The sequence below is a fragment of the Arcticibacterium sp. SM2516 genome (assembly GCF_057914865.1).
Genome location: NZ_CP195290.1, coordinates 2013974 through 2039187, shown reverse-complemented (window position 1 = coordinate 2039187; position 25214 = coordinate 2013974). Strand labels below are relative to the sequence as shown.

20 protein-coding genes are annotated in these 25214 nt (G+C 37.3%); 10 read left to right on the top strand and 10 right to left on the bottom strand.

The window, feature by feature from the left end:
• Window positions 1-15: 15 nt before the first annotated feature.
• Window positions 16-3348, bottom strand: a complete 3333-nt coding sequence (locus tag ACSBFT_RS08545) for a proline dehydrogenase family protein (RefSeq protein ID WP_489604278.1) — start codon at window positions 3346-3348, stop codon at window positions 16-18.
• A gap of 127 nt (window positions 3349-3475) precedes the next feature.
• Window positions 3476-4912 carry a D-alanyl-D-alanine carboxypeptidase/D-alanyl-D-alanine endopeptidase gene (dacB, locus tag ACSBFT_RS08540; protein ID WP_463046647.1) on the bottom strand — a complete coding sequence of 479 codons (1437 nt, stop codon included), beginning with the start codon at window positions 4910-4912 and terminating at the stop codon, window positions 3476-3478.
• Between the two features lie 218 nt (window positions 4913-5130).
• Here dacB and ACSBFT_RS08535 point away from each other — a divergent pair, with 218 nt between their 5' ends.
• The 9 genes from ACSBFT_RS08535 to ACSBFT_RS08495 all read left to right on the top strand — a co-directional run bounded on the left by ACSBFT_RS08535 (window position 5131) and on the right by ACSBFT_RS08495 (window position 14663).
• Complete coding sequence (locus tag ACSBFT_RS08535) at window positions 5131-6555, top strand: MBL fold metallo-hydrolase RNA specificity domain-containing protein (RefSeq protein ID WP_489604277.1); 1425 nt, start codon at window positions 5131-5133, stop codon at window positions 6553-6555.
• Between the two features lie 83 nt (window positions 6556-6638).
• Entirely contained in the window at window positions 6639-7592 is a 954-nt protein-coding gene (locus ACSBFT_RS08530) for an acetyl-CoA carboxylase carboxyltransferase subunit alpha (RefSeq protein WP_463046645.1), read from the top strand.
• Window positions 7593-7595: 3 nt separating this feature from the next.
• Window positions 7596-8216 carry an HAD family hydrolase gene (locus ACSBFT_RS08525; protein ID WP_489604276.1) on the top strand — a complete coding sequence of 207 codons (621 nt, stop codon included), beginning with the start codon at window positions 7596-7598 and terminating at the stop codon, window positions 8214-8216.
• A complete protein-coding gene (locus ACSBFT_RS08520; protein WP_463046643.1) occupies window positions 8216-9385 on the top strand; it encodes a site-2 protease family protein in 1170 nt (389 codons plus the stop codon). The genes ACSBFT_RS08525 and ACSBFT_RS08520 overlap by 1 nt, the downstream gene beginning before the upstream one ends.
• Before the next feature lie 6 nt (window positions 9386-9391).
• Window positions 9392-9955, top strand: coding sequence for a 1-acyl-sn-glycerol-3-phosphate acyltransferase (locus ACSBFT_RS08515; protein ID WP_489604275.1), 564 nt, complete (start codon window positions 9392-9394; stop codon window positions 9953-9955).
• A gap of 65 nt (window positions 9956-10020) precedes the next feature.
• Entirely contained in the window at window positions 10021-11190 is a 1170-nt protein-coding gene (locus tag ACSBFT_RS08510) for a trans-sulfuration enzyme family protein (RefSeq protein WP_489604274.1), read from the top strand.
• 8 nt (window positions 11191-11198) lie between these two features.
• Window positions 11199-11624 (top strand): OsmC family protein, encoded by a 426-nt coding sequence (locus tag ACSBFT_RS08505; RefSeq protein WP_489604273.1) that lies wholly within the window; start codon window positions 11199-11201, stop codon window positions 11622-11624.
• 135 nt (window positions 11625-11759) lie between these two features.
• Window positions 11760-12554, top strand: coding sequence for a thymidylate synthase (locus ACSBFT_RS08500; protein ID WP_489604272.1), 795 nt, complete (start codon window positions 11760-11762; stop codon window positions 12552-12554).
• A 465-nt stretch (window positions 12555-13019) separates the two neighbouring features.
• A complete protein-coding gene (locus ACSBFT_RS08495) occupies window positions 13020-14663 on the top strand; it encodes an ABC-F family ATP-binding cassette domain-containing protein (RefSeq protein ID WP_489604271.1) in 1644 nt (547 codons plus the stop codon).
• Window positions 14664-14876: 213 nt separating this feature from the next.
• Here the strand turns inward: ACSBFT_RS08495 and ACSBFT_RS08490 are convergent, their stop codons facing one another.
• The 8 genes from ACSBFT_RS08490 to ACSBFT_RS08455 form a co-directional block, all read right to left on the bottom strand.
• A complete protein-coding gene (locus ACSBFT_RS08490) occupies window positions 14877-16274 on the bottom strand; it encodes a short-chain fatty acid transporter (protein WP_463046637.1) in 1398 nt (465 codons plus the stop codon).
• A gap of 79 nt (window positions 16275-16353) precedes the next feature.
• Entirely contained in the window at window positions 16354-17238 is an 885-nt protein-coding gene (gene rlmF, locus ACSBFT_RS08485) for a 23S rRNA (adenine(1618)-N(6))-methyltransferase RlmF (protein WP_489604270.1), read from the bottom strand.
• 9 nt (window positions 17239-17247) lie between these two features.
• On the bottom strand, window positions 17248-17700 hold the full coding sequence (locus tag ACSBFT_RS08480) for a GNAT family N-acetyltransferase (RefSeq protein WP_489604269.1): 453 nt from the start codon (window positions 17698-17700) through the stop codon (window positions 17248-17250).
• Window positions 17701-17790: 90 nt separating this feature from the next.
• Complete coding sequence (locus ACSBFT_RS08475) at window positions 17791-18462, bottom strand: hypothetical protein (protein WP_489604268.1); 672 nt, start codon at window positions 18460-18462, stop codon at window positions 17791-17793.
• 299 nt (window positions 18463-18761) lie between these two features.
• Window positions 18762-19214, bottom strand: coding sequence for a 2-amino-4-hydroxy-6-hydroxymethyldihydropteridine diphosphokinase (gene folK, locus ACSBFT_RS08470; RefSeq protein WP_489604267.1), 453 nt, complete (start codon window positions 19212-19214; stop codon window positions 18762-18764).
• The gene (locus ACSBFT_RS08465; RefSeq protein WP_489604266.1) at window positions 19214-19963 is read right to left on the bottom strand and encodes a phosphoglycerol geranylgeranyltransferase; all 750 of its coding nucleotides are present in this window, start codon (window positions 19961-19963) and stop codon (window positions 19214-19216) included. The genes folK and ACSBFT_RS08465 overlap by 1 nt, the downstream gene beginning before the upstream one ends.
• Window positions 19947-20291 (bottom strand): hypothetical protein, encoded by a 345-nt coding sequence (locus ACSBFT_RS08460; RefSeq protein WP_489604265.1) that lies wholly within the window; start codon window positions 20289-20291, stop codon window positions 19947-19949. Before ACSBFT_RS08460 ends, ACSBFT_RS08465 begins: the two co-directional genes overlap by 17 nt.
• A gap of 174 nt (window positions 20292-20465) precedes the next feature.
• Window positions 20466-22358 (bottom strand): RecQ family ATP-dependent DNA helicase, encoded by a 1893-nt coding sequence (locus tag ACSBFT_RS08455; protein WP_489604264.1) that lies wholly within the window; start codon window positions 22356-22358, stop codon window positions 20466-20468.
• 130 nt (window positions 22359-22488) lie between these two features.
• Between ACSBFT_RS08455 and ACSBFT_RS08450 the strand changes: the two genes are divergently transcribed.
• On the top strand, window positions 22489-25158 hold the full coding sequence (locus tag ACSBFT_RS08450; RefSeq protein WP_489604263.1) for a T9SS type A sorting domain-containing protein: 2670 nt from the start codon (window positions 22489-22491) through the stop codon (window positions 25156-25158).
• The last annotated feature ends 56 nt before the right edge of the window (window positions 25159-25214 follow it).

The window sequence follows — 25214 nt, the reverse complement described above, 5'->3', positions numbered from 1 at the left end:
TTTTGAACGGGCTTCTTATGCTTCGCCTAATAAATTCCCATATCTATGGAAATTAAAAGAGAAGTTCTGTTCGGTGAGGTAATTAAGCAGTTCTAAGCGGCCATTTGGACTAGGTTTGCGGTCAAAAATATGAATGGCTTTTTGATGGCAGCTTTTCCTTAATTCTTCAATATCAGTAGTAACCAATGAACGAACAATCACATAGTAATTTATTTCTTTTTCTAGTTCTATCCAGCTATTTAGCTTTCTAGTAGCATTCTTACTGCCGTCTTTAGAAACTACTTCCGCTTTTATGTTTAAAACTTTACAGGCTTCTAATACCATAGCGATATCCGTAATTTTCGTTTGGTGGTCTATCAGGACGAAGACTTTAGATGCTTTAAGATATCTGTTAAAGTTATGCTGTCCACGAAGTTTGGAGTAGTCTATTTCCTTTTCAAAAAGCTCGTTAGCCCATTCTATGTAACTGGTTTGGGTATGGTCTAAAATAGCCTTGGTGGTCATAAACTGTAAAACATAGTTTCTACCTCCTGCTTTCATCCCAAAACCAAAGTTTGACGCTTTCATTCCTCCGAATGGCTGTCTTTCTACAATAGCACCCGTAGTGGGTCTATTGGCGTAAAGATTACCTGCTTTGATCTTACTTTTCCATAAAGCCACTTCATTAACATCTAAAGATTCTAAACCGCTGGTCAAACCATAAGCTACACCATTTACAAGGTCAATGGCGTGGTTTAGGTCTTGAGCTTTCATAACGGATAAAATCGGGCCGAATAACTCATTATTGTATTCGTAATCTGCCTGCGTCACACCCCATTTTATGCCTGGGCTTAAAAAGAATTGGCCGTCTAAAGTTGGTTTTAAAAGCCATTCATTATCCGCAGTGTTGTCCGAGACATGCTGAATCTTATCGGAAACGGGTACGGCTAAGGGACCTATCTGGGTTTCCAATTGCCACGGGTTGCCTTGAGTTTTACTTTTAACGGCATCTTTTAGCAAGGTCTTAAAATGTGAGTCGTTAAAAATTTCTTCCTCCAGAATTAAAATAGAAGTAGCGGAGCATTTTTGACCTGCGTTGCCAAAGGCACTTTGAACCACATTTTTAATGGCTTGTTCTCTATCTGCCAAAGCGGTTATTATGGTACAGTTTTTACCGCCAGTCTCCGCAAATAAATTCAGCTTAGGATTTCTATTCAATAAGAACTTAGCAGTATCTGTACCACCCGTCAAAATAACGGCATCAAAAACATTTCCATCTGAAAGATAGTCATCTAGATTGCTTTCTTCTGTTGGGAAAAAGGCAAATACATCTGAGGAAATACCGGCATCCCATAAACATTTGCTGGTAAGATAGGCTGTGGCAGCGGCATTAGTAGAGGGTTTTAAAATGGCTCTTTTTCCTGCAGCTAAGGAAGCTAAAACGCCTCCAATGGGTATGGCAACAGGGAAGTTCCAAGGTGACAGGATAAGATTTATACCTTCCTTCTCTTCAATTTGAACTTCATCTCTCAATTTCAAGATGGAATGTGCGTAGTAATTGGCAAAGTCTATAGCCTCCGATACTTCTACATCTACTTCTGCTATGGTTTTTCCTAGTTCACTCACCGCCACGGAGATTAAATCGCCTCTGTTTTTTTCAATTTCTACGGCTACTAATCTCAATAGCTCAGCTCTTTTTTCTACACTTTCTTGGTGCCAATTCGTTTGCTTTCCTAAAAAGCTTTCAAAATCGGGAAGTATGGCCAATTCATAGGACCATGCTGGCAACCCATTCCAACCTTCTATTTGAATGCTGTCTCTATCTTCCAGTTTTGGTAGAATAGGGATGATATTGGGTAGAGGCATTTCTGCGGATGCCCATTTTGCTTTATAAGTGTTAATCCAAGCTCTGTTTGACTCTAAAGTCCAATCGGTATTCGCCACATTATAAAACTTCGTTTGGGGAATAAAAGTCTCGGTGTTTCTGTTTTGTTGTCTTTTCGGAGTTATAGAAACCGTATCAATAATTTCTACTGAACTCAAGAATTGTCTTTTGATTTCATTCCATTTTTCAGAACCGGTGGTCAGTTCAAACCCTTCTTTTAGGAAATTGCCGTCTTGGGTGCCCTCATCCAGTCTTCTTACTAGATATGCCATGGCAGAGTTATAGTTTTCTCTTTCTACAATAGGGGTGTAAAGTAGGATATTGGCGTTTTGTTTGGCTAGGCTTCTTACGGTGTCATTGGCCATGCCTTCTAGCATTTCAAAATCTATTTGGTCGTATAAATTGTCCCTTTTAACCAAATATAGTGCAAATGCGATGTCAAAAATATTATGTGAAGCCACTCCCAGATTCAGATATTTTGACCTGTCCGGCGTAATGGCTTGGAGAATAAGTTTTTTGAAGTTAGCATCGGTATGTACTTTCTGAGTGTAGGAAGCCACTTCCCAATCTTCAAGCGAAGATTCGGTTTTTTCCATTTCCATGTTAGCCCCTTTTACCAGTCTTACTTTAATGGGTGCTCCTCCATTTTCTACCCTTACTTTAGCCCATTCTTGGAGATTTACGAGTTCATCAAAGGTGTCGGGGAGGTAGGCTTGTAATACTATACCTGCTCTTAGGTTTTTATATTTTTCTAAAGAAAGTGTTTGGGTAAAAGTGTCTAACGTCATGTGAAGGTCTCTATACTCCTCCATATCTAGGTTTACAAACTTCCAAATACCTGTTTCTTGGTGTATGGCGATAAGTTCATCATAAATTTCAGACAATTTCTCTACCAAAACATGAATTGAATGCTCATATGCCAATGATGTGATTTGAGAATAGATGGTGGAGATTTTGATGGAGATGTAATCCACATCGCTCTGGCGTAGCAAGTCTTTATACTGTTGGATCCTTTCCGACGCTTCCACTTCACCAATTAATGCTTCGCCAATAAGATTGACATTGAGGGCTATTCCTTCACTTTTACGTTTTGCCGCTTGGGCTTTAAATTTATGGCTACCAACAAAAAACACAATAGAATCCGTTACTTTTTGAACTTGACTCAGCATAAGCGGAATACTTATAGAAGGGAAATAATGCCCTATACTCAGGTAAAGTTTTACTAAAAGGCTTTCGAAGGAGTTGAAAAGGCCTTTGTATTCACTGCTAGAATTGAAAAGGTTTAAGACATAATGAGATACACGGCTGTTGTTCTTTGACCTAAAGGCCACATCCATGAGTCTAATTAAAAAGTGTTTTGAAGTCGGAGTCTTAATAATAGGCTCCATTCTGTCCGCGAAGTCAGTTTTCCCTTGCGAGATAGAACCATTTTGAAGCTCTTCAGCAAGGCTGATAACTTCTTCCATTTCTTTGTGAGTCAGCATTTTAGGTAAAAGACTACATCTTTTTAAAGACGTAAATTGATGATAGTGTAATAAATTGCAAAGCTAGATTAAATCTTCGAGATTTATAAACAGGCTATTAGGAGAAAATTATGACTTAAATTGTTTTCTACCTGGAACCCATTTTGACAAGAAAGCTGTCTAAAAAACTTTTAACCTCCGTGGTCATATCTGGCTCATATTTATTTACGACCACCATGAAAGAAAAGTTTTCGCCAGTTTTGTCCGTAAAGTATCCAGCATAAGCTCTGGTGCCTTCTATTGAGCCACTTTTGGCTCTCACTCTTCCTCCGGTTTTATGCTGCCTATCTTTATATTTAACACTTCCTTCTTGGCCTAAAACGGGAATGCTGTTTAAAAAGTACGGATAGTACTCATCTTTACTCATAGCCCCTAGGATATTGGTCATGTTCTGGGCAGTGATGAAACCAGAGGGAGAGAGACCACTGCCATCTTTTGGATTAAAACCGGACAGGTCTATAGTTCTGTTTTTCCAATGAGTTTTAAGCGTTTCTAATCCTTGATTAAAGCTTTCAAAGCCAGTATCATTTAATGATAAGGAGTGCAGAAATGCATCCGCGTAGATGTTAATACTTGAAAAATTGCAGTCCTCAGTTAACTCTCCCAGGGTTTGTGATTGAAATCTTTTGATGAGATGATGGTTTACTAATGTTGGTGGAAGGTCTTTTGCCAATGGCAACAACTCTTTTTGTGAAATTGAAATACCTTTCGTTGCTAAAAATTTAATTAATTCGGCTCTAAAGACCTTCGCGGGGTTAGGAATCGATCCTTTTACAGAGAAATTACTTTTTCCTAGAGGAACGGTTCCTTTTAAAACCAAGACGTCGGAGTTGGCTCCGCCATATATGTAAACTTGATCGCCACTGGTTGAGGTACCCGTTTTTACCAAGTTTATAATTTGCCAGTCGGCGTCAAAGGGCTTTATATAGTTTATAGCAGCTTCTGAGCCCACAGAATTCCCTGGCTCAAAATAAATGGTGTATAGGTTTTCATTGATGTTAAACTGATGAGGAATAGCTCCATAATAATTGCCCATATCACCCCATATCCAAGAATCTGGCGTGTCAAACTCAAAGACGGATGGATCATTGACGATAACATTGCCATCTATTTTTCCTATTCCTAGTGTTCTAAGGGTTTCATAAATGTCTTCCAATACTACATTGAAAGGATTCCTACCTCGTTCCGAGCCAAAACTAGGGTCACCGTTTCCATCAATAACTAGATTCCCTTCTAAAATGCCATTTTTGATTGCTCCAGAATAAAGTAGATCTGTTTTATATCTAAAGGCCGAACCAAGTTTACTCAAAGCGGTGGCAGTGGTAATTAACTTTAACGTGCTAGCGGAATTAACCGCTTTGTTACCATTAAAATCCAGTACGGTTTTATGGTCTGATACACGATGAATGGACGCCGCCACAGTTCCATGCTTAATGCCATTCGAATTTTGAAAACGATTAAGGTCGTTGAGTAATTCACTCTGAATAGCGGAGAACTGAAGGATAATAAGAGCGATTAGATTCATATTAGAAAGTTAGAATTTTAGGTGAAGCAAACGCATGTTTTGAAGGAATTTTAAAGATACAAAACAGGAAACTTATAATGTATAAACGTAACAAATAGAATAGCTTTTAGTGGATGATGTTGATAATACTTGCAGGTTTTACCCATTTGATATGGGTTAATTGAATAACTTTGCGGCTTTTATTTGGAATAATCTCTCTTATAGAGACAATATATTTAATGAAACTTTCCTTTTTTGGAGCGGCCAGACAGGTAACCGGAAGTATGTTTTTATTGGAGCTGCAAGACGACTATCGCATTTTGATAGATTGTGGAACAGACCTAAGTAATAATAGTTATTCTGATGATGATTCAGAAGAGTCATTTGGATTATTTCCATTTGATGCTAGCATGGTGAATCTGGTTTTATTAACGCACGCTCATATAGATCATAGTGGACAGATACCTAACCTTTATAGAGAAGGGTATGAGGGGCAAGTGCTTTGCACGGAGCCTACTTTAGAGTTGGCAGAGATTCTTTTGTATGATGCGGCCTCTTTATACCAAAGGAAACTCAAGGCTATTGAAAAGAATAAGAAATTTTCAAAGAAAAGAAAGTCTATAGCCTCTGGACCTTTTTATTTATCGAGCCAAGTGAATTATGCAGTCGATAACTTTGTGCCTTTGTCTTATAATAAGCGATTTAAGTTTAAGGATAACGGCTGGGTGACTTTTATCCCAGCAGGGCATTTATTAGGTGCCGCTCATATACTTTTAGAGGTAGAAAATAACGGAAAAATAGAAAGTATTTGTTTTTCGGGTGACATTGGTAGGGTAGATTATCCGCTATTACCTGATCCACAATTAGTGCCTGAGGTGGACTATTTAATCTGTGAAACCACTTATGGAAATAGGCAGCATGAAGACGAAATGGCAGCAGAAGAAAGGCTCAAGGGTATTATTCAGGAATGCTGTATTGATGTGCCTGGTAGGTTAATAATTCCTACTTTTAGCGTTGGAAGAACGCAAGCTTTACTTTATACGCTAAATAAGCTTTATGATAAGCATGAGATAGAGCCTATTAAGGTTTTTACCGATAGCCCACTGGCAAGAAAGAGCACTGAAATCCATGAAAAATATAGCAGGTATTTAAATGCGGAAGCTAAAGGAATAAAGGAACTGGACGATATGCTCTTTGATTTTGAGAATTTACATTATCTAAAAACAGCACAAGAATCTCAAAGTGTAGCCTATCATAATGAAGCTTGTATTATTATTTCGTCTTCAGGAATGATTAATGGGGGGAGGATAGAGCATCATATTGCTGAGAATATTGAAAATCCTTATGCGACCGTGCTTTTTATTGGTTATGCCACTGAAGGAACTTTGGGACATCGGTTGAGAAATAAAGAAATTTCTGAATTGACCATAAAAGGGGCAAAGAAGGAGGTAAATGCCAAAATTATGAGCACCGATGTGTTTAGTGGTCATGGTGATTTGGATGATTTAAAGCTTTTTGCAAAGCAACAAGACCCAGAAAAATTAAAAAAGGTGTTTCTAGTTCACGGTGAATTAGATTCCATGCTTAACTTTAAAAATGTTTTGGAAGAAGAGGGCTTCAAAAATATTGAAATCCCAGAAAAAGGTGAAGAATTTGAAATTTGATATAATTTTGAATTCGAAAAGCTGTAAAGCAACCTTTCGTTATTGAAATTACGTTTAGAAACTAAAGTGAATTTATATTAAGAATGAGAACATTGTTAGAGTTTGAAAAGCCTATTGCAGAGCTAGAGTCTAAACTAGAGGACATGAAAAATTTGGCCTCCAAAAATAATGTTGATGTAAGCTCGGCTGTTAGAAACCTTTCTAACAGTATAGAAGAGTTAAGAAAAGATACTTTTAGCAATTTGACAAGATGGCAGCGAGTACAGCTTTCACGCCATCCTGACAGACCATATTCCTTAGATTATATAGAACTTTTATGTGAAGAATTTCATGAGCTTCATGGAGATAGAAATGTAAGAGACGATCCGGCTATTGTTAGTGGATTAGGTAATATTGAGGGTAAGGCTGTTATGATTATTGGTCAGCAGAAGGGACGTAAAACTAAAGAAAGACAGCATAGGAATTTTGGTATGCCGAATCCAGAGGGCTATAGAAAAGCTCTTAGAATGATGAAGATGGCAGAGAAGTTTAACATTCCGATAGTTACGCTTATAGATACCCCTGGTGCTTTCCCTGGTTTAGAGGCAGAAGAGAGAGGTCAAGGTGAGGCTATTGCCAGAAACTTGAAGGAAATGATGACTTTGAAGGTGCCCGTAATCTGTATTGTAATAGGTGAGGGTGCTTCTGGTGGGGCTTTAGGGATAGGAATTGGAGATCGTGTGCTGATGTTGGAAAACTCATGGTACTCTGTAATTTCTCCAGAAAACTGCTCTACTATTCTTTGGAAAACATGGGACTTTAAGGAGCAAGCTGCAGACGCTTTAAAGCTGACCGCAGAAGATATGAAAGGGTTTGGTTTGGTAGACGATATCATCAAAGAGCCAAGAGGTGGAGCTCATTTAGATTTTGAAGCGATGGCTAAAAATCTTAAAAAGGCTATTCTTTCAGAAATCAGGACTTTAAGTAAAATGAAACCTGAAGAAAGAATAACCAAAAGAATTGATAAGTTTTGTTCCATGGGTGTAGTGGTAGAGTAAGACATGGGCGACTATAAGGCTGTTCTTTTTGACTTCGGCAATGTTATTATCAACATTGACCCTGAATTGACCATAAAAGCATTTGCTGAGTTTTCTGGGAAGTCCATTCCTCAGATTAAAGAGAAAATGGAAACCAGTCAGGTGAATCGCAGATATGAAAGCGGTATGTTCTCTGATGAAGAATTTAGAGAAATAATAAGGCAAACCATCGGTTATCCTTTTAGCGACAGAGAGGTGGATTTGGCATGGAATGCTCTTTTGCTAGATTTACCTCCTTACAGAATTAGCCTGATTTTAGAATTGAAAGATAAATACCCCGTGTATTTATTAAGCAATACCAACAATATTCACATTACAAAATGTAATGGCATTTTTAGAGATCAGTTTGGAATTCCAGACGTGAAAGCACTTTTTACGAAGGCTTTCTATTCTTACGAAATGGGTCTATGGAAACCTGATAAGGAAATTTATCGAACTGTTTTGGAGGATATTGAACAAAAAGCAGAGGATGTACTGTTTATTGATGACAACGCTGCCAATATTGCGTCAGCAGCGGAAATGGGATTCCAGACTATTTTAATGGATCCGATTAACGACGATGTCATCAATCACTTCAAAATTTAATGAAGCATAAAACGCTTATTATTCAAATCAGTTTATTTTTAGTAACTGTTCTTGTTACCACTTTTGCTGGAATGGAATGGGTCACGGGTAAATCTATTCTCTTTGAAGGAGTTGATTTAGAATTGCTAAAAAAGGGTTTTATCTGGTATGCTTTTCCATTTTTGGCTTTTCTTACCTTCCATGAATTTGGCCATTATTTTGTGGCTAAATGGCGTAAAGTCAATGTGACTTTACCCTATTATATCCCTTTATGGATTCCTGGGATTTCTTTTGGTACCATGGGTGCCTTCATAAGAATCAAGGAAGAAATAAAAACGAGGGTAAATTATTTCGATATTGGTATAGCTGGACCTTTAGCGGGATTTGTAGTAGCATTTGGCTTTTTGGCTTATGGGTATTCCAATTTGCCAAGCCAAGACTTCGTTTTTGAGATTCACCCAGAATACGAACAATACGGTGAAAACTATGGTGATTTTGCCTATGAACCTGTATATAGTAAAAATGCATTTGGAAGTATAGATAGTAGTCAGGTAGAAGTGGTAAGTGCTTTTAGGTTAGGTGATAGTATTTTGAGCCATTGGATAAAAGAGAACTTTGCAGAGAAGAAATTGCTGCCACATCCAAACGAATTACCACATTATCCGTTTATACTGGCGGGTTTTCTTGGTCTATTTTTTACGGCTTTAAATTTAATGCCCATCGGGCAACTAGACGGTGGTCATATTTTGTTTTCACTCATTGGAGAAAAGAATTTCAATAAAGTATCTCCATTGCTCTTTACCGGGTTTGTGTTTTATGCAGGTTTAGGGTTTTATAAAGTAGAAGAACTTCAAGAACTCTTTTTTAAGGAAGGCTTTAGGGCTTTACTAAATTTCCTTTTTTATTTGTTTGCTATTTTTCTTTGTTTTAGCAGAATAACTAAGAATAATCAAACCAATTGGATCATCGCTCTATCTGTTATTTTACTTCAGTTTGTTGTTTCTTATCTATTACCAGATGTAGAAGGCTATTCTGGATTTTTGGCATTTGCAGTACTTTTAGGAAGGTTTTTGGGTGTCTATCATCCGCCTGTTATGTATGATAAGCCCTTGAATAATGGTAGAGTGCTATTGGGTTGGATAAGTATTATTATCTTTATTCTATGTTTTAGTCCTTACCCATTTTATTGAAATAATTTGATAGCTAGATTTTTGTTCTATTTATTTGGTTGGAAGCTAATAGGCGAAATTCCTAAAGACCTTAAAAAGGGGGTTTTAGCTGTATGCCCTCATAACACATGGCTCGACTTCCCTGTGGGCATAATGGCCAGAGGAGCCATGAAACGCAAAATAGGTTACTTAGGAAAAGCAGAATTGTTTGATTCGCTGTTTGGGTTTCTGTTTAAATGGCTTGGAGGAACGCCCGTAATAAGAACTAAGAACCTTAATATGGTAGAAAGTTATGCCATGACCATCAAGAGTGCCGAGGACATGCTTTTTGCGATAGCACCGGAAGGAACTAGAAAAAATGTAAGCAAACTCAGGACAGGCTTTTATTATATGGCCGTAGGAGGCGAAATACCAATTCTTCCTGTAGGTTTTGATTTTAAGAAGAAAGAGGTGATTATAAGTGAGCCTTTTATGCCTTCTGGTGATTTTGAAAAGGATATGCAAATGTATTTTGTGCCATTCTTTAAAACGATGCATTATGTTAAAAAAGACTGGCTTACAAATTATGAAAATGGCATATTTGCCAAATAATTAATAATTGAACAATTTTAAGGAAGTCTTGAGGTAAAATTTCCTTGAGTCTTTTTTCTACTTTAATGAAAGACGTAACCAAATCAATCCGGATTCAAACAGAAAGAACACAGCATGGAGAGCACTCTACGCCAATGTTTTTGACTTCAAGTTTTACTTTTGAAGATGCTGGGCATGGCAAAGCACTTTTTAGTAACGAAGTAGCAGGAAACATTTATTCAAGATACTCTAACCCTTCGGTTCAAGAGTTTATTGATAAGGTTTGTATGCTGGAGGGATTAGAGGAAGGTTTTGCTACCGCATCAGGAATGGCAGCGGTTTTTGCAGGATTTGCTGCTCATTTAGAATCTGGTGATCATATCGTTTCTAGTAAGGCACTTTTTGGTTCTGCTCACCAGATTATCACGCAAATACTCCCGAAATGGGGTATCAGTCATACTTATTTGGAAGTGAGTGCTACAGAAGAAGACTGGAATAATGCCGTTCAAGAAAACACTAAAATGCTTTACTGCGAAACACCTTCTAATCCGGGTTTAGACCTTGTGGATTTAGAAATGTTAGGCAATGTGGCTAAAAAGCACGATTTGATTTATTATGTTGATAATTGTTTTGCTACGCCAGTCATTCAAAAGCCAGCAGATTTTGGGGCAGATTTGATAGTGCATTCGGCCACCAAGTTTATGGATGGGCAAGGAAGAGTAATGGGCGGAATTATAGTAGGAACCCCAGAACGCATGGAAAAAGTAGTCTTTTTCTGTAGACATACGGGACCAGCACTTTCTCCATTTAATGCTTGGGTACTTTCAAAAAGTTTAGAAACCTTACATTTAAGAGTAGAAAAGCATTGTGATAATGCAGCCAAACTGGCAGAAGCACTCCAAGGTTTGGAAGGTGTAACCAAAGTTAATTATCCTTTTTTAGATTCTCATCCACAGTCTGCTTTGGCTAAGAAACAAATGAAAAGTGGAGGTGCTTTGGTAACCATAGATTTGGACGGCGGTTTTGAACGAATTATTCGTTTTACCAAGTTGTTAACCATACCGAGCAAGACATCAAATTTGGGTGACACAAGAACAACCATCACCAATCCGAATACCACGACGCACTCTAAAGTAGCACAGGATATAAAGGATGAGTTGGGCATAACAGAAGGTTTGATGAGAATTTCGGTTGGTTTAGAAGATATTGACGATTTAATAGCTGACTTTAAGCAGGCTATAGCTGGAAGTAAATAGCACGAAAAATGAAAGTACAATTAACAAGAGTAGACGACGCCTTCCACTTAACTGGAAAAGGTTCTTCAGATAGTTTAGTTCATATAGATGCCTCTGAAAAAGTAGGTGGCCATAATTCCGGTAGCAGACCAATGGAGCTGCTTTTGATGGGTTTAGGCGGTTGTGCCTCTATAGATGTGGTAATCATTTTAAAGAAGCAAAAACAAGTTATAGAAGACTTTAACGTGATTATCTCTGGCGAAAGAGAAACCATAGAAGGAACTCAAATGTCTCCTTTTAGAAGTATCAATGTACACTTTGAGGTAAAAGGGCAAATTGACGCGAAAAAAATGAAGAGAGCCATTACCATGTCTATGGAAAAGTATTGCTCAGCTACTGCTCAATTTCAAGGTTCAGCGGAAATAACACATAGTTTTGAGATTTTGAGAGCTTAGTAGTTTGATGTCGGTTGTCTGGTGTTAGATCCTAGTTGTTGCGTGTTGGAGGTCGGTCAGACATTTTCAAAGCCTAAAATCTAACGTCTTATATTTGAATTAAGCCTTAATCAATTTTAAATTCTAGCATAAGAAATGATACAATACCAAAACCTTCTAAAACATATTTTGGCCGAAGGCACCATGAAAACCGACCGTACAGGTACGGGTACTAAAAGTGTTTTTGGTTATCAGATGCGTTTCAATTTGCAGGAGGGGTTTCCTTTGGTAACGACTAAAAAGATTCATATTCCGTCTGTGGTGCATGAATTACTTTGGTTTATAGATGGTGACACCAATATCAAATACCTGAATGATAATAAAGTCAGGATTTGGAATGAATGGGCAGATGAAAACGGAGATTTGGGGCCAGTTTATGGAAAACAATGGCGTTCTTGGCCTAAATCAACAGGCGAATCTATAGATCAATTAAAGACGGTTATAGATCAAATTAAAACTACGCCAGACTCCAGAAGAATCATTGTTTCGGCTTGGAATGTCGGTGAGCTTTCTGAGATGGCACTTATGCCATGCCATGCTTTATTTCAGTTTTATGTGGCGGATGGTAAATTGTCGTGCCAGCTTTATCAACGTAGCTCGGATGTGTTTTTGGGGGTACCTTTCAATATAGCGTCATACGCACTTTTAACTCATATGATAGCCCAAGAATGTAATTTACAGGTCGGTGATTTTGTATGGACCAGTGGCGACACACATATTTACACCAATCATTTTGAGCAAGTAAACGAGCAATTGGAAAGAACACCAAAAGCATTACCTAAATTGGTGCTTAATCCCGATGTTAAATCTATTTTTGATTATACAGCCGACGATATCAAAATAGAGGGTTACGACCCTTATCCATTAATTAAAGGCAAGGTGGCCGTTTAGGGTATGTTTGTCATGATTTTGGCGAAAGGCCAAAATCCCGCCAAACGAAATTCCATAATAGCTTTTTCCTATTAACATAAAGCTCCTCTGGAGCTAAAAAGGAAATCTAAAATATATTAATTCCATATCAACCAATTACTGTTCGAGGGACAATTGGAAATTGGTGGCTTATGTTATAATATTTTCATTATTATAAATTTCAATTGTACAAGTTTATTTGTTTTTTGGCGGTCCGCCGCTGCGGCTACTTTTTGCCTTAACAAAAAGTAGTGCGGTCTCTGTCTGCCGACAGGCAGGTGGCAAGACAGAAGCCAGATTGAGGAATTAAATTCGATATCTTGTAAAATTGTAATTAGAAGCCTCTAAAAGCCACCAATCAACTACCCGGAACATCTTATATTTATCCCTAGACCCTATTTATTTGGCGTTTGTCTATCTACCTTTGCGGCTTCAAAAGCAAAATATATGATTTCGGTAGATAACGTAGCGGTAGAATTCAGTGGAAGAACACTTTTTAGTGATGTCACATTTAATGTCAATGAAACAGACAGAATAGCCCTTATGGGTAAAAATGGAGCTGGAAAATCAACGCTACTCAAAATAATAGCAGGCGTTGATAAACCAACTCGTGGTAAAATTTCTACGCCAAATGATGCCGTAATAGCGTACCTGCCGCAGCATCTTCTAACAGATGATACCAGCACCGTTTTTGAAGAAACAGCTAAGGCTTTTTCGGCGGTGTTAAAGCTAAAAACGGAAATGGATGAGCTGAATCATCAGCTAGAAACTAGAACAGATTATGAGTCGGATGAATACATGACCATCATCGAAAAAGTTTCTGATATAAGTGAGAAGTATTATTCTATTGAAGAAGTTAACTACGATGCAGAAATAGAGAAGACGCTTCAAGGCTTAGGTTTTTTACGATCAGACTTTACCAGACCAACAAGCGAGTTTAGTGGGGGTTGGAGAATGCGAATAGAATTGGCCAAAATATTGCTTCAAAAACCAGACTTGATACTTTTAGATGAGCCTACTAACCACATGGACATTGAATCTATCCAATGGTTAGAAGATTTCTTGGTTAACAGTGCTAAAGGGGTTATCGTTATTTCTCACGATAGAGCTTTTGTAGATAACATTACCAACAGAACTATAGAGGTAACCATGGGTAAAATTTACGATTATAAAGTGAATTATAGCCATTACTTACAGTTAAGAAAAGAACGACTAGAGCAGCAGCAAAAGCAGTTTAGTGACCAGCAAAAGGAGATAGCGGATATACAAGGTTTTATTGATCGTTTTAAGGGAACATACTCTAAAACGCTTCAAGTACAGTCTAGGGTGAAAATGTTGGAGAAAATGGATATTGTTGAAGTCGATGAGATTGACACTTCTGGCATAAGTATCAAGTTCCCAGCGGCACCTCGATCAGGAAACTATCCTGTTATAGCGGACCGAGTGAGCAAGTCTTACGGTGATAATTTGATTTTCAAGGATGCCAATATTACTATTGAAAGAGGTCAGAAATTGGCTTTTGTTGGTAAGAATGGTGAAGGTAAATCCACCATGGTGAAAGCCATTATGGGGGAAATAGAATATGATGGAGAATTGAAAGTAGGTCATAATTGCCAAATAGGATATTTTGCACAAAATCAAGCTTCCATGCTAGATGGAGATTTGTCTGTTTTTGATACCGTAGATAATGTAGCAGTAGGGGAGATTCGCTCAAAAATCAAAGACCTTTTAGGAGCATTTTTGTTTAGTGGAGATGATTTGAACAAGAAAGTTAAAGCACTATCTGGTGGAGAGCGAACAAGGCTTGCCATGATAAAATTGCTTTTAGAACCTGTCAATCTTCTAATTCTCGATGAGCCTACCAACCACCTAGATTTACGTACTAAAGACATTCTAAAAGATGCTCTTTTGGCTTTTGAGGGTACGGTTATCCTTATTTCTCACGATAGAGATTTCTTAGTCGGACTGGCCACGAAGGTGTTTGAGTTTGGTAACAAACGCATCAAAGAACACTTTGAAGACATTAATGGCTTCTTAAGAAATAAGAAAATGGAAAACTTAAGCGATATCGAGCGTAAGAAGCAAGCTTAAAACTGTCTAGCTAAAATATAGAGAGTTTGTCATAAATACCCTAGGGGTATAACATTGGTAGAGACGGGTGAAACCCGTCTTAATTTAAAAATCGCGGTAAAGCATTTGGCGGAATTTTGGCCTATAAAAGCCAAAATTGTGACAAATAATTAAAGAGGTCAACAAGCACTCTATGAAGCATTGACGACTGTTGATTCTTATATCGAACTCACTTTAAATAGGAAGATAAAGTACCATTAGGATTTGAAGAACAAAGTATATCAAAAAAGGAAATACTAAATATCCCATCACATCTCTGGCCTGAATCTTTAATCCTGAACCCATAACAGGTAGCACTATCAATAAGAAAAATGGCTGTAGTAGATTAGTTAAAGCTTCGCCATAGGCCAAAGATAAAGAAGCTCTTGCGGTCATTTCTGACAATTGAGTATCTGGTAATCCAACCCCAAGTTGATTAACGGCCTCTATGATGGATGGTCCTATCACAGCAAATTCACCACCTCCAGAAGGTATAGCAAAATTGACAATGCCTCCCAATGCATATGCATAAAATGGGTAGCTATCTATCGTTGCGACATCTGCAATGGCCTGTCCCAAAGCATTTCCTAATCCAGAATAGGTCATAATGCCCATTATACCAGCATAAAAAGGGTATTGATACAAAATACCTGAAATATTAGTGGATGACCTTTTCATGGAGATGGTATATCGCATAGGTGTTTTATGTAATAACATGCCCAGCATTATGAAGAAGAATATCATGATGTTCAGATTGAGGTCTAAGCCTTTTGAATAAAAATGATAGCCAACATAGGAGAGTCCCATAAAAACAATGAGATATTGAAAGATATAGGTATTGTTCATGAAGTCCGATAAGGACTTTTCTGGCAATTTTAGGTCTTCTGCCTCTTCTGTAATGGTTTTGCTGGCTGTTAGGTTTTCTTTACCTAATTCATCAATTAAGTCTATACCCTTATCTCGTTTTGGTGCGAGCCAAAGCATTAAAAATGGACCTAGAATTATAAATAATCCTAACATACACATATTAATAGTGGAGCCTAGTGTTAATGAAGTTGGCAGTATGTTGTTCAATATTCCAGCTTCTATTAAAAAGTTTTTTTCTGTGTTTAGAAGTAGTGGGATGGAGCTAGATAATCCCGATACCCACGAAATAGAGGAAAAGTAGACGCATGCTATTAAATAGGCAAAATTTACGCCCTTCACCCTCAAAGCCAATTCCCTTCCCAGTAGAGCTGCTAGAACCACCCAGCCCCAACTTATTAGGGCGGCCAACATTCCAAAAAGTACTGTGATAAAGTAAACCTGATTGGGTGTTGAGATGTATTTGGCTATTTTATCTATTATTTTAGAAGAAAAAGGTGACAGGGCAATACTGTAACCTGTTATGATTAATAAAACCATTTGCATTCCAAAGGCAAGCATCGTCCAGAAACCTTCATACCAAGATTGAATGATTTTTAAAGGTGTGGCTCCCACCCAGAAAAAGGCTGTGATTGAAGTTATTAGTGTTAAAACCAATGCAAAGACAAAAGCATCTGGCATGTTCTTACGGAAAATATCCGTGAACTTTTCTCCTAGTCTTGAAATCATAATTCAATAGGTAATTCTCTTTTTTTAAGGGTATTACCTACTAAAGTACATATTTAAATTTATGAAGGTGACTAAGTTGTCAATATCGCCAAGCTAAAATTCTGCTTATTTTATTGCCAGTTGCCATTTCTATGACCTTAATTTCTTTAGCTTCTAACTTTGTTAAAAGCTTTTTTAATGGCCTGATATTGTCTTTTTTAGAAACCAAAGAAGTGAACCAACCACATTGTCTAGTGAAATGTCTGCTTTCATAAATCATGTTGGTCAAGAAAGCTTTTTCGCCACCTTCACACCAAAGTTCATTGCTTTGTCCGCCAAAGTTGAGTAAAGGATTTTTATTCCCAAGATTTTTAGTCTTTCTCAAACTCCCCAGTCTAGCTTCTTTTTCTGATGCATGAAAAGGAGGGTTGCAGATAGTTACATCAAAGTATTCATCAACACTCAGTATCTCTCTAAATATAAACCTTGGATTTATCTGACGTCTAAGTTCTATTTGACCTCGGAGTATGTCATTATTATTGACAATTTTAAAGGCAACCTCCAGAGCATTTTCGTCAATATCTGTTGCCACAAAATGCCATTTATATTCTGCTACGCCAATAATAGGGTAGATGCAATTTGCTCCTGTTCCTATATCAAGACATTTGATTTGCTTCTCATCATTAGCTCCGATTAAATCTGCTATATAATGTATGTAATCTGCTCTTCCAGGCACAGGAGGGCATAAGTAGCCTTCTGGTATGTCCCAGTAATCAACATGATAATGCGTATTAAGTAAAGCCTTATTGAGTAGTTTTACAGCCTCAGGATTAGAGAAGTCTATGGTTTCTGTACCGTATTTATTTACAAAAACATGCTTCCTTAATTCTGGGAGAACGTCTATTAAAACTGTAAAATTATATCCTTCGTTATGCTTGTTTCTGGGGTGTAGTTCAGATTTTACAGCAGGTTTTGTATTTGGCATATTTCTAATCTACGTCAATTTTAGCTTAAAGCCTTCGTGTGATTGGGCAAAACCCAATTTTTTATAAAATGAATGGGCTTGGTCTCTGTTTTTATTAGAGGTTAGTTCTATTAAATAAGCTCCTCTTTCCTTTGATTGAGCCACTGCCCATTGAATAAGTTTTGCTCCTATTCCTTCTCCTCTCCTTTCTTCTTTAACAATTACAGCTTCTAACAATGCCACTATTCTTGCATGCCTAAAAAGGTATTGAATGATAGTAAGATGCAAGCTGCCTACCACTTCTCCATTATTCGCCATAACCATCAAATATTGATTTTCATCTTTAGAAATAATGTTATATGCTTCCAGATACTTTGGTGATAATTCAGGCGTGTGTTTTTCTAATCCAATAGAGTTTTTATCAGAAGCCCACATTTCTATAATAGCCTTTATGTCTTCCTTATTTGCTCTCCTAATTTCCATTTTTCAAGGTTTTAAGAAGTTCCAAACTACTTTTTTTATATTCAAATCATGATTATGTTCCCTTTCTAGGCTTTATAAAAGAGATTTACTTTAAAAACACTTCATTACTTCGCTATCTAAAGAAAGTGAATAACTATGTATTTCATTATAAAATTGTTTGTTATCTGTGGTACTCAAAATACGAGGTCTAAGCCCTTTTAAGTAAGTATTACTTAAACAACCTAAAGAGTTTATATGTTCAATTGCATAATCTATTGTACCAACCATCCAAGTGTTATCATAACCTCCTATAGCTCCCATTTCTAACATGGCCACAAGTTTCCCTATACCTAATACATTTGGACATCCAGACGCCTTAGTTGAACTTCCTGACTCCACTGCTCCCATTCTTTTATAAGTTGACCTTACTCTTGTAGAACCTTCTGGATATGTTCTGAGAGTGTTATGGTCAAGAACTGCTCTCGATGCAGTTACCCAAGTAATGTTGCCTGCACTGTCTCTAGCCTTAAATATTCCTTCATAATTTGATTGGCCAGTATTCCTTAACTTAACAATCAATTCTCCAATATAATACCCATAATATTCATGAGTTCTTGCGTCCACAACAAACCCTTCTATTGCACCATCACTAGCCTGTTTATACTTTATAATAATTCCCCCCTTTGTATGATCCCATGTTCCAACTATAGGATCGACAGTTTGAGAAAACACAGAAACTGTAGAAATAAGCAAAAGGAGGAAAACGCTTACGTTAACTTTCATAACTATAATTATTTATTTATAACTCTCAAATTACAAGAGAATTATAAAATTTCAAAGTCATTAATGAAAACAGAACTCAAGTGACACCCATTAATAGGATTGGATCATTTAAAGAAACATATCATATTTGGAGGAAGAAAACAATGTGAAACCGAAAATAAAAATAACTTCTTTTAGATGTTTTAGGATACCCTGCTAAGGGAAAAAATCTTAATCATGTCGAACTATTAAGGGGCTAAAACAGAGATAAAAGAAAATCTGTGTTTAACCATCCGTGTCTCATCTGTGTTATCCGCATGCTATAAACCTTGGCACAATTCCAAATGAGTTTTTTTCAAAACAGGATGCATCATTTCGGGTGCAATCTCTACCAAAGGCTCTAAAACAAAAGTCCTTTCAGCAATATAAGGGTGAGGAACTATCAAGTTTGGCGTATTGAAATGCCAGTTATTGAAATACAGAATGTCAATGTCTATAAGGCGACTTGCCCATTTTTCAGTCCGGATACGTCCCAGGTTTACTTCCAATGCTAAGACTTTCTTAATTAATTCAAGAGGAAGGAGGTCTGTATGAATCTCAACAACAGTATTAAGGTAATCAGGAGAATCTGTTTTACCCCACGCTTTGGTAGAAATGGTAGGAGCTACTTTGATAACCTTGCCTAAACTCAGTCCTATGTTTTCAACAGCCTTTGAAATAGCTGTTTCTCTGTCGCCAAGGTTGGAACCTATGCCTAAAAATACCCTATGCATCAAATGGTCTTTTGGCTAGTAAGCTCTTTTTTTAAAGCACCTAATTCCATGATAAAATTGGGGTCTTTTTCAGTCGCATTACCCACCACTATCATATCTGCACCGGCTTCATAGGCTCGTTTGGCCTTTTGAATATTATTTATTCCACCTCCCACTATTAATGGCGTGTTGGTATTGGTTTTAACAGCAGTTATCATTTCGGTGCTTACAGGGCTCTGTGCTCCACTTCCAGCGTCAAGATAAGTTAGTTTTAAGCCCAACATTTCTCCAGCCATTGCCGTAGCTACCGCAATATCTGGTTTGTCGTTAGGCAAAGGAGTTGTATTACTGATATAGGAAGCTGTAGTTTGTTTACCTCCATCCACCAGCATATATGCGGTTGGAAGAATCTCTAAATTTGACCTTTTAAGAGCGGGAGCAGCCAAAACATGCTGTCCTATTAGGAAATCTGCATTTCTGCCCGAAAGTAAAGACAGAAGCAAAATACCGTCTGCCTTATTATTGATATGAAGGCTATTACCTGGGAATAGAACATTTGGAATGTTTTCTACACTATTAAGTTTAGAAAGTACCATATCCATTTTGTCAGAACTTATTAAACTTCCTCCTACCAAGAACAAATCCACATTGGCTCTTAGTGAATTTATAATAAGTTCATTAAGTGAAGATTCATCCACTTTGTCGGGGTCAATTAAAATGGCAAGCCCCTTATTTTTTAAACCTCTTATTTGATCAAGAATCTTGGTCATCCTTATTTTGGTTTAAACTTTCTAAATAGTCTGTTAGTTTAGACTTGGCTATACTCAATAAAATGGTAGTTGCAGCACCTTTTAGAGCTGTGGAAAAAATGGAATTCTCCTGCTGCGGCTGAGTTTCTTTAATTTCTAATATTTCAGGCTCATCATCTTCCGTTTCAGAAGTGAAAAGTCTCATAAGTGAATAGGCAGCCACTATTATCCCACCTATCACCAAGGCGTCTTTGCCAAGGTTTTTAAATTCTCCTGCCTTCGATTTCAATTCCTCCGTGAAGTCATTGATTTGCTTATTTAAAGCAATTTTCTTTTCGTTTCTGTTCACTGCCTTAGATGTTTCATTCCGAGGACAAAAATAGTAAAAAGCAGGTAGATGAGATTTATAAAAAATAATATTGATTGGTAATTGAATAATTATTCAGTGAGAATGTCAATTTATCTAAAATTTAGAGTGAAAGTCCTGCAAGTTGAGATTGGAGTCTTAATAAACAATTGGGGCTTAGCAGATACTTAGTTTGCCATCTTTTAGTTGCCATTTATTTTGGTCCACAAAATAATGGATAACTTCTTCCATTTTAATATCCGCGGTCTCTTTCTGAAGGACAAGCTCACTGAGGTTTATAGGAAATAAGTATTCTAAGCTTTTTCCAATCTCGTAGCATTTTTGATTTCTGAAATTTTGTTTAAGAAATTCCTGACAATTATCACATATACCGCAATTTTCAGCATTTTCCTCTCCAAAGTAATCTTGAAGTTGGGCCATTCGGCATCTTTTGGTTTTGGTAACGTAATAAATCATGCTTTCTATAGCGGACTCATCTTTTCGCTTTTTCTTTTTTATTTCTGCGTGTTTTAATGGGAGATGCTTGGCGTCAAACCTATTGCCCAGAAAGTTCAGGGTAGGCTTCCCAGATTGACAATAATAAGTTCCAATATTTAGCTTTTCCAACCTTCTGAGTAATTTTTCTACTTGAAGTTTGCTGGTTCCGTAGGCCTTGGCTATTTCCGTCTCGGAAATAATAATGGAATTGATGAAAATTTCTCCTCCATAAATTCTTAATAAGGTTTTGGTAAACTGGTCTAAGGCAGCGTTTTTTTCTTGAAGCTGACCTAATTCATAGTTGTTAAGAAGAAATTGAAATCGAGAAGGGGATTGAAAAGAGTCATTTAGTTCTATAAGCCCTTGGTTTTCGAGCATTTTTAATGCGTAATAAGTGGGAATAGCCTTTAAGCCAAAGGTGCTATGAAATTCAAAAACGTCAAACTCATAAAGGTCTTTAGGGCGAGAGCCATTGGCAATTTGGAAAAAATTGCACAGCGACTGATATACTTGGCTCAGCATATCTATTGTCGGATAAGCTTGCTCTAAGTTTATTCTCAGTTTTTCAATATCTTCTGCGTTGTAAATAAGATAAACCTGCGATGGCTGCCCATCCCTTCCCGCCCTTCCTATTTCTTGGTAATAAGATTCAGGACTTTCTGGTAAATGAAGATGAAAAACTGTTCTAACATCAGGCTTGTCAATACCCATTCCAAAGGCATTGGTACTTACTATAACTTGCGTTTTATTTTGGACCCATTCATCTTGTTTTTTAAAACGAAGCTCATTCGTAAGCCCAGCATGATAAAAATCAGCTGATAAGCCACATTTTTTGAGAAAATAAGCAATCTCCTGAGTCTCCTTTCTGGTTTTCACATAGACAATAGAAGATTCCTTAGTCCTAGAAATAAGATCCGCCAAACTTTTATTCTTATTGGAAGACTCAAAACAGCGAATGGCAAGGTTCTTCCTTTTAAAGCTCATTTTAAAAACCGCGGGTTTTTTAAGAGCTAATTGTTGAAGAATATCAGCTTGTGTTTCAGCTGTAGCTGTGGCGGTCAGAGCTAAGACATTGGCCTTTGGACAGTATTTTTTGAATTCAATTATTTTCAGATAGGATGGTCTAAAATCATGTCCCCATTTAGAAATACAATGAGCTTCGTCTATCACGAGAAGATCTACCTTCATTCTTTTAGTTCGCTCTATCATCATTTCTGTCAGAAGTCTTTCTGGAGAAACATAAAGGAACTTATAGTCACCAAGGACAAAGTTATCTAGGGTTCTATCAATGTCGCTTTTATGCATGCCAGAGTAGATAGCCGCGGCTAAAATACCTCGGTCTCGGAGCTGGCTAACTTGGTCCTTCATCAGTGCAATAAGCGGCGTGATAACAATGGTAACACCACCAAATATTAATCCTGGCACTTGAAAACAGATAGATTTTCCGCCGCCTGTTGGCAATAAAGCTAAAACATTATTTTTAGAGATGGTAGAATTTATTATTTCATCTTGAAGCGGCCGGAAGGATTCATAATGCCAATATTTTTCTAGAATTTCTAAAGGAGAAACCATACCTTTTAAGAACGAATTACGTATAAGAAATAAGGAAGTGACATAAATGTCTTTAAATAAAAGGCATTTCCACTATTCATCGGAATGATTTATCATTTATATTTACCAAAAACCTATCCTGTAGACAAATATGAAAAGAAAAGTTTTATCTGCTTTATTTGGATTTATAGCCCTCGCATCATTTGGACAAAAAAAGTTTGACCGAGGAGATTTCAAAGAAAAAATTGAGTGGAAAAAAGGGGTTGAAGTGGTATGCCCAGCTAGTCACATAGATGAAAATACTTTTAGAGATATTCCTATTGAAATTAAAGAAGCTATACAGGCTCAGAATAGGTTAAGACCGGCAGCTACTAACAAAGCCGAATTCGATGTTCTTTATGATCCGAGTATGCCGAAAGTGGCACAGGATGCATTTCAAAGAGCTGTGGATATTTGGGCAGAATTGCTGAAATCAGATGTGAAAATAAATGTCATTGCTCTTTGGCAAGAGTTAGGACCTAATGTTTTGGGTTCTGCAAGTCCAGGAACTTATTATAGAGGTTTTGCAGGTGCTACTAAACCAAATACATGGTATCCAATTGCCCTGGCAGAGAAGCTTTCTGGAACGCAACTTAACTCACCAGACGATTTTGATATTGTTGCAAGATTCAGTAGCACCCAAAATTGGTATTACGGAACTACCGGAAGTCCGGCCGTTGGGCAGTTTGACTTTACTTCCGTAGTGCTTCACGAATTATGTCATGGATTAGGTTTTGTAGGCTCCACTGGTGTAGAAGGTACACAAGGGTATTACGGTTTAGGAACATCTATTCCGGTAATCTTCGATACTTTTTTAGAAAACGAAAAGAAACAAAAAATAACGGATACCACATTATTCAAAAATCCTTCAACAGCTCTTAGAAATGAGTTAATTTCGGAAAACTTATTTTTCAATTCGCCAAGAGCTATTGCGAACAATAATGGGTCAAAAGTAAAATTATACGCCCCTACCATTTTTAATAGTGGCTCTAGTGTTTCTCATCTGGATGATAGAACTTATCCAGCTGGTACAGTTAATTCTTTGATGACACCCACTGCAGGTTTAAGAGAAATTAATTATGACGTAGGACCTATAGTGATGAATATGTTTACCGACATGGGATGGAAGGGTACTTCCATTATTCATGAAAGGATAAAGGACTTTGAAGCAGCTACAGAAGTATTAGTTAAGGCAAAAATATTTAGTGATACTACTATAGTAGCAGGAACGGCATTTTTAAATTATGTTGAACTTGATTCTGAAACAGGAACCATTGCACAAAGAGACGCAGGATTAAAAGATCCTACTAAAGTTCCTTTATTAAAAGGTGCGGATGGTTTGTACTCTGCTACTATTTCAATTAAAGACCCCACCTCAATTTTCTTTTATTACCTCTCTGTTAAAGATAATTTAGGGAACCTAGCAACAGCCCCAGCATCGGCACCGACATTGTATTATGCTTTTGAGGTAGGTTTAAAAGATATTTGGGGCCCAGTAATTGAGTATTATCCGCCTACCATAATAGTGTCCGGTTCTCCAGTCAATTTTGTTGCCAATGTGGAGGATGATTTTGCTGCAGGTATTGATACTGTTTATGTTGAATATGCTATAAATGGTATAGCTCAACCATCCTTTGGATTGCGTAAGTTTAATGCAGTTACAGACACTTCTTTTTCTCAAGGTGCATCGGATGATATAGCCTATATTAGACAAGGGGGTATTCCAGCATTGAATGAAAACGATGTGGTTACCCTAAGTATGACAGCCATAGATAAGGCAGGGAATATCACTACCATTCCTACTACCGCAGGTGGAACCAGCTTCGATTCCCCCGTGGTTGCAGATGTTTATGAGTTTGTAGCTACCACATTATTAGAAACGATTTCGGAAGATTTTATTGATTTTGAATCACCTACAGTAGCTTTTGCATCTACTGGTTTTAATATTCTAACACCTTCTGGCTTAGCGAATAATGCACTTCAAACCGAAAGTCCTTATAAAAATGGCCTTGGACTGTATGATCCAGTTTCTGGAGGTACTTACTTAGACTTTGATTATAATGCCATTGCCCTCTATAGACACCCTATTTTGATAAGTACAGATTCGGCTACCATTAGTTTTGATGAAATAGTTATGGTGGAGCCTGGCACAGATGGTGTTTCTTTTGGTGATGAGGGTTTTTGGGACTATGTTATCGTGGAAGGGTCCTTAGATTATGGTGGTTCTTGGTTTCAGTTGGCTGACGGTTATGATGCCAATGCAGATTCAGGATGGAAGCAATTATTTGAAAGTACGTTAACACCTGCAAATGCAGATAACCCTACTTCAAATGGAACGCCTTCTCCAGCATTATTTAGAAACAGAGAAATTAATATTTATGATGCTTTATTGCCTGCGGCGGCTGGCTCCGAGATGCTTTTAAGGTTTAGACTTTATGCAGACCAATGGGTGAGCGGTTGGGGATGGGCTATTGATAATTTAGCTATTCAAAAGCCTGCTCCTAAGCCTTTGGCTAGTGAGGCAGACTTATTTGATTTAAAACTATCTCCAAACCCTACCATAAACCATATTGATATAAGAGCTAAGTTGGCTTCTGCAAAGAATGCCCAAGTAGAGGTTTATCAAATTAATGGTGCAAAGGTTTTTGGAGAAAACTTAAAGCTTACAGAAAGTGCTCTAGATCTCCGTATAGATACGCACAATTATGATGCAGGTTCTTATATCGTAAAACTAAAAACAGAGCAAGGAGAACAATCTAAAAGGTTTGTAATTAATAGATAGTTTAACAGTTCTATTTGATTAAAGAAAAGAGGAGATTTGCAGTTAGCAAATCTCCT

Excerpts from the sequence above, each read along its gene's own strand:
- ACSBFT_RS08545 (WP_489604278.1), bottom strand. The coding sequence starts at position 3,348 with ATGCTGACTCACAAAGAAATGGAAGAAGTTATCAGCCTTGCTGAAGAG.
- dacB (WP_463046647.1), bottom strand. The coding sequence starts at position 4,912 with ATGAATCTAATCGCTCTTATTATCCTTCAGTTCTCCGCTATTCAGAGT.
- ACSBFT_RS08535 (WP_489604277.1), top strand. The coding sequence starts at position 5,131 with ATGAAACTTTCCTTTTTTGGAGCGGCCAGACAGGTAACCGGAAGTATG.
- ACSBFT_RS08530 (WP_463046645.1), top strand. The coding sequence starts at position 6,639 with ATGAGAACATTGTTAGAGTTTGAAAAGCCTATTGCAGAGCTAGAGTCT.
- ACSBFT_RS08525 (WP_489604276.1), top strand. The coding sequence starts at position 7,596 with ATGGGCGACTATAAGGCTGTTCTTTTTGACTTCGGCAATGTTATTATC.
- ACSBFT_RS08520 (WP_463046643.1), top strand. The coding sequence starts at position 8,216 with ATGAAGCATAAAACGCTTATTATTCAAATCAGTTTATTTTTAGTAACT.
- ACSBFT_RS08510 (WP_489604274.1), top strand. The coding sequence starts at position 10,021 with ATGAAAGACGTAACCAAATCAATCCGGATTCAAACAGAAAGAACACAG.
- ACSBFT_RS08505 (WP_489604273.1), top strand. The coding sequence starts at position 11,199 with ATGAAAGTACAATTAACAAGAGTAGACGACGCCTTCCACTTAACTGGA.
- ACSBFT_RS08500 (WP_489604272.1), top strand. The coding sequence starts at position 11,760 with ATGATACAATACCAAAACCTTCTAAAACATATTTTGGCCGAAGGCACC.
- ACSBFT_RS08495 (WP_489604271.1), top strand. The coding sequence starts at position 13,020 with ATGATTTCGGTAGATAACGTAGCGGTAGAATTCAGTGGAAGAACACTT.
- ACSBFT_RS08490 (WP_463046637.1), bottom strand. The coding sequence starts at position 16,274 with ATGATTTCAAGACTAGGAGAAAAGTTCACGGATATTTTCCGTAAGAAC.
- rlmF (WP_489604270.1), bottom strand. The coding sequence starts at position 17,238 with ATGCCAAATACAAAACCTGCTGTAAAATCTGAACTACACCCCAGAAAC.
- ACSBFT_RS08480 (WP_489604269.1), bottom strand. The coding sequence starts at position 17,700 with ATGGAAATTAGGAGAGCAAATAAGGAAGACATAAAGGCTATTATAGAA.
- ACSBFT_RS08475 (WP_489604268.1), bottom strand. The coding sequence starts at position 18,462 with ATGAAAGTTAACGTAAGCGTTTTCCTCCTTTTGCTTATTTCTACAGTT.
- folK (WP_489604267.1), bottom strand. The coding sequence starts at position 19,214 with ATGCATAGGGTATTTTTAGGCATAGGTTCCAACCTTGGCGACAGAGAA.
- ACSBFT_RS08465 (WP_489604266.1), bottom strand. The coding sequence starts at position 19,963 with ATGACCAAGATTCTTGATCAAATAAGAGGTTTAAAAAATAAGGGGCTT.
- ACSBFT_RS08455 (WP_489604264.1), bottom strand. The coding sequence starts at position 22,358 with ATGGTTTCTCCTTTAGAAATTCTAGAAAAATATTGGCATTATGAATCC.
- ACSBFT_RS08450 (WP_489604263.1), top strand. The coding sequence starts at position 22,489 with ATGAAAAGAAAAGTTTTATCTGCTTTATTTGGATTTATAGCCCTCGCA.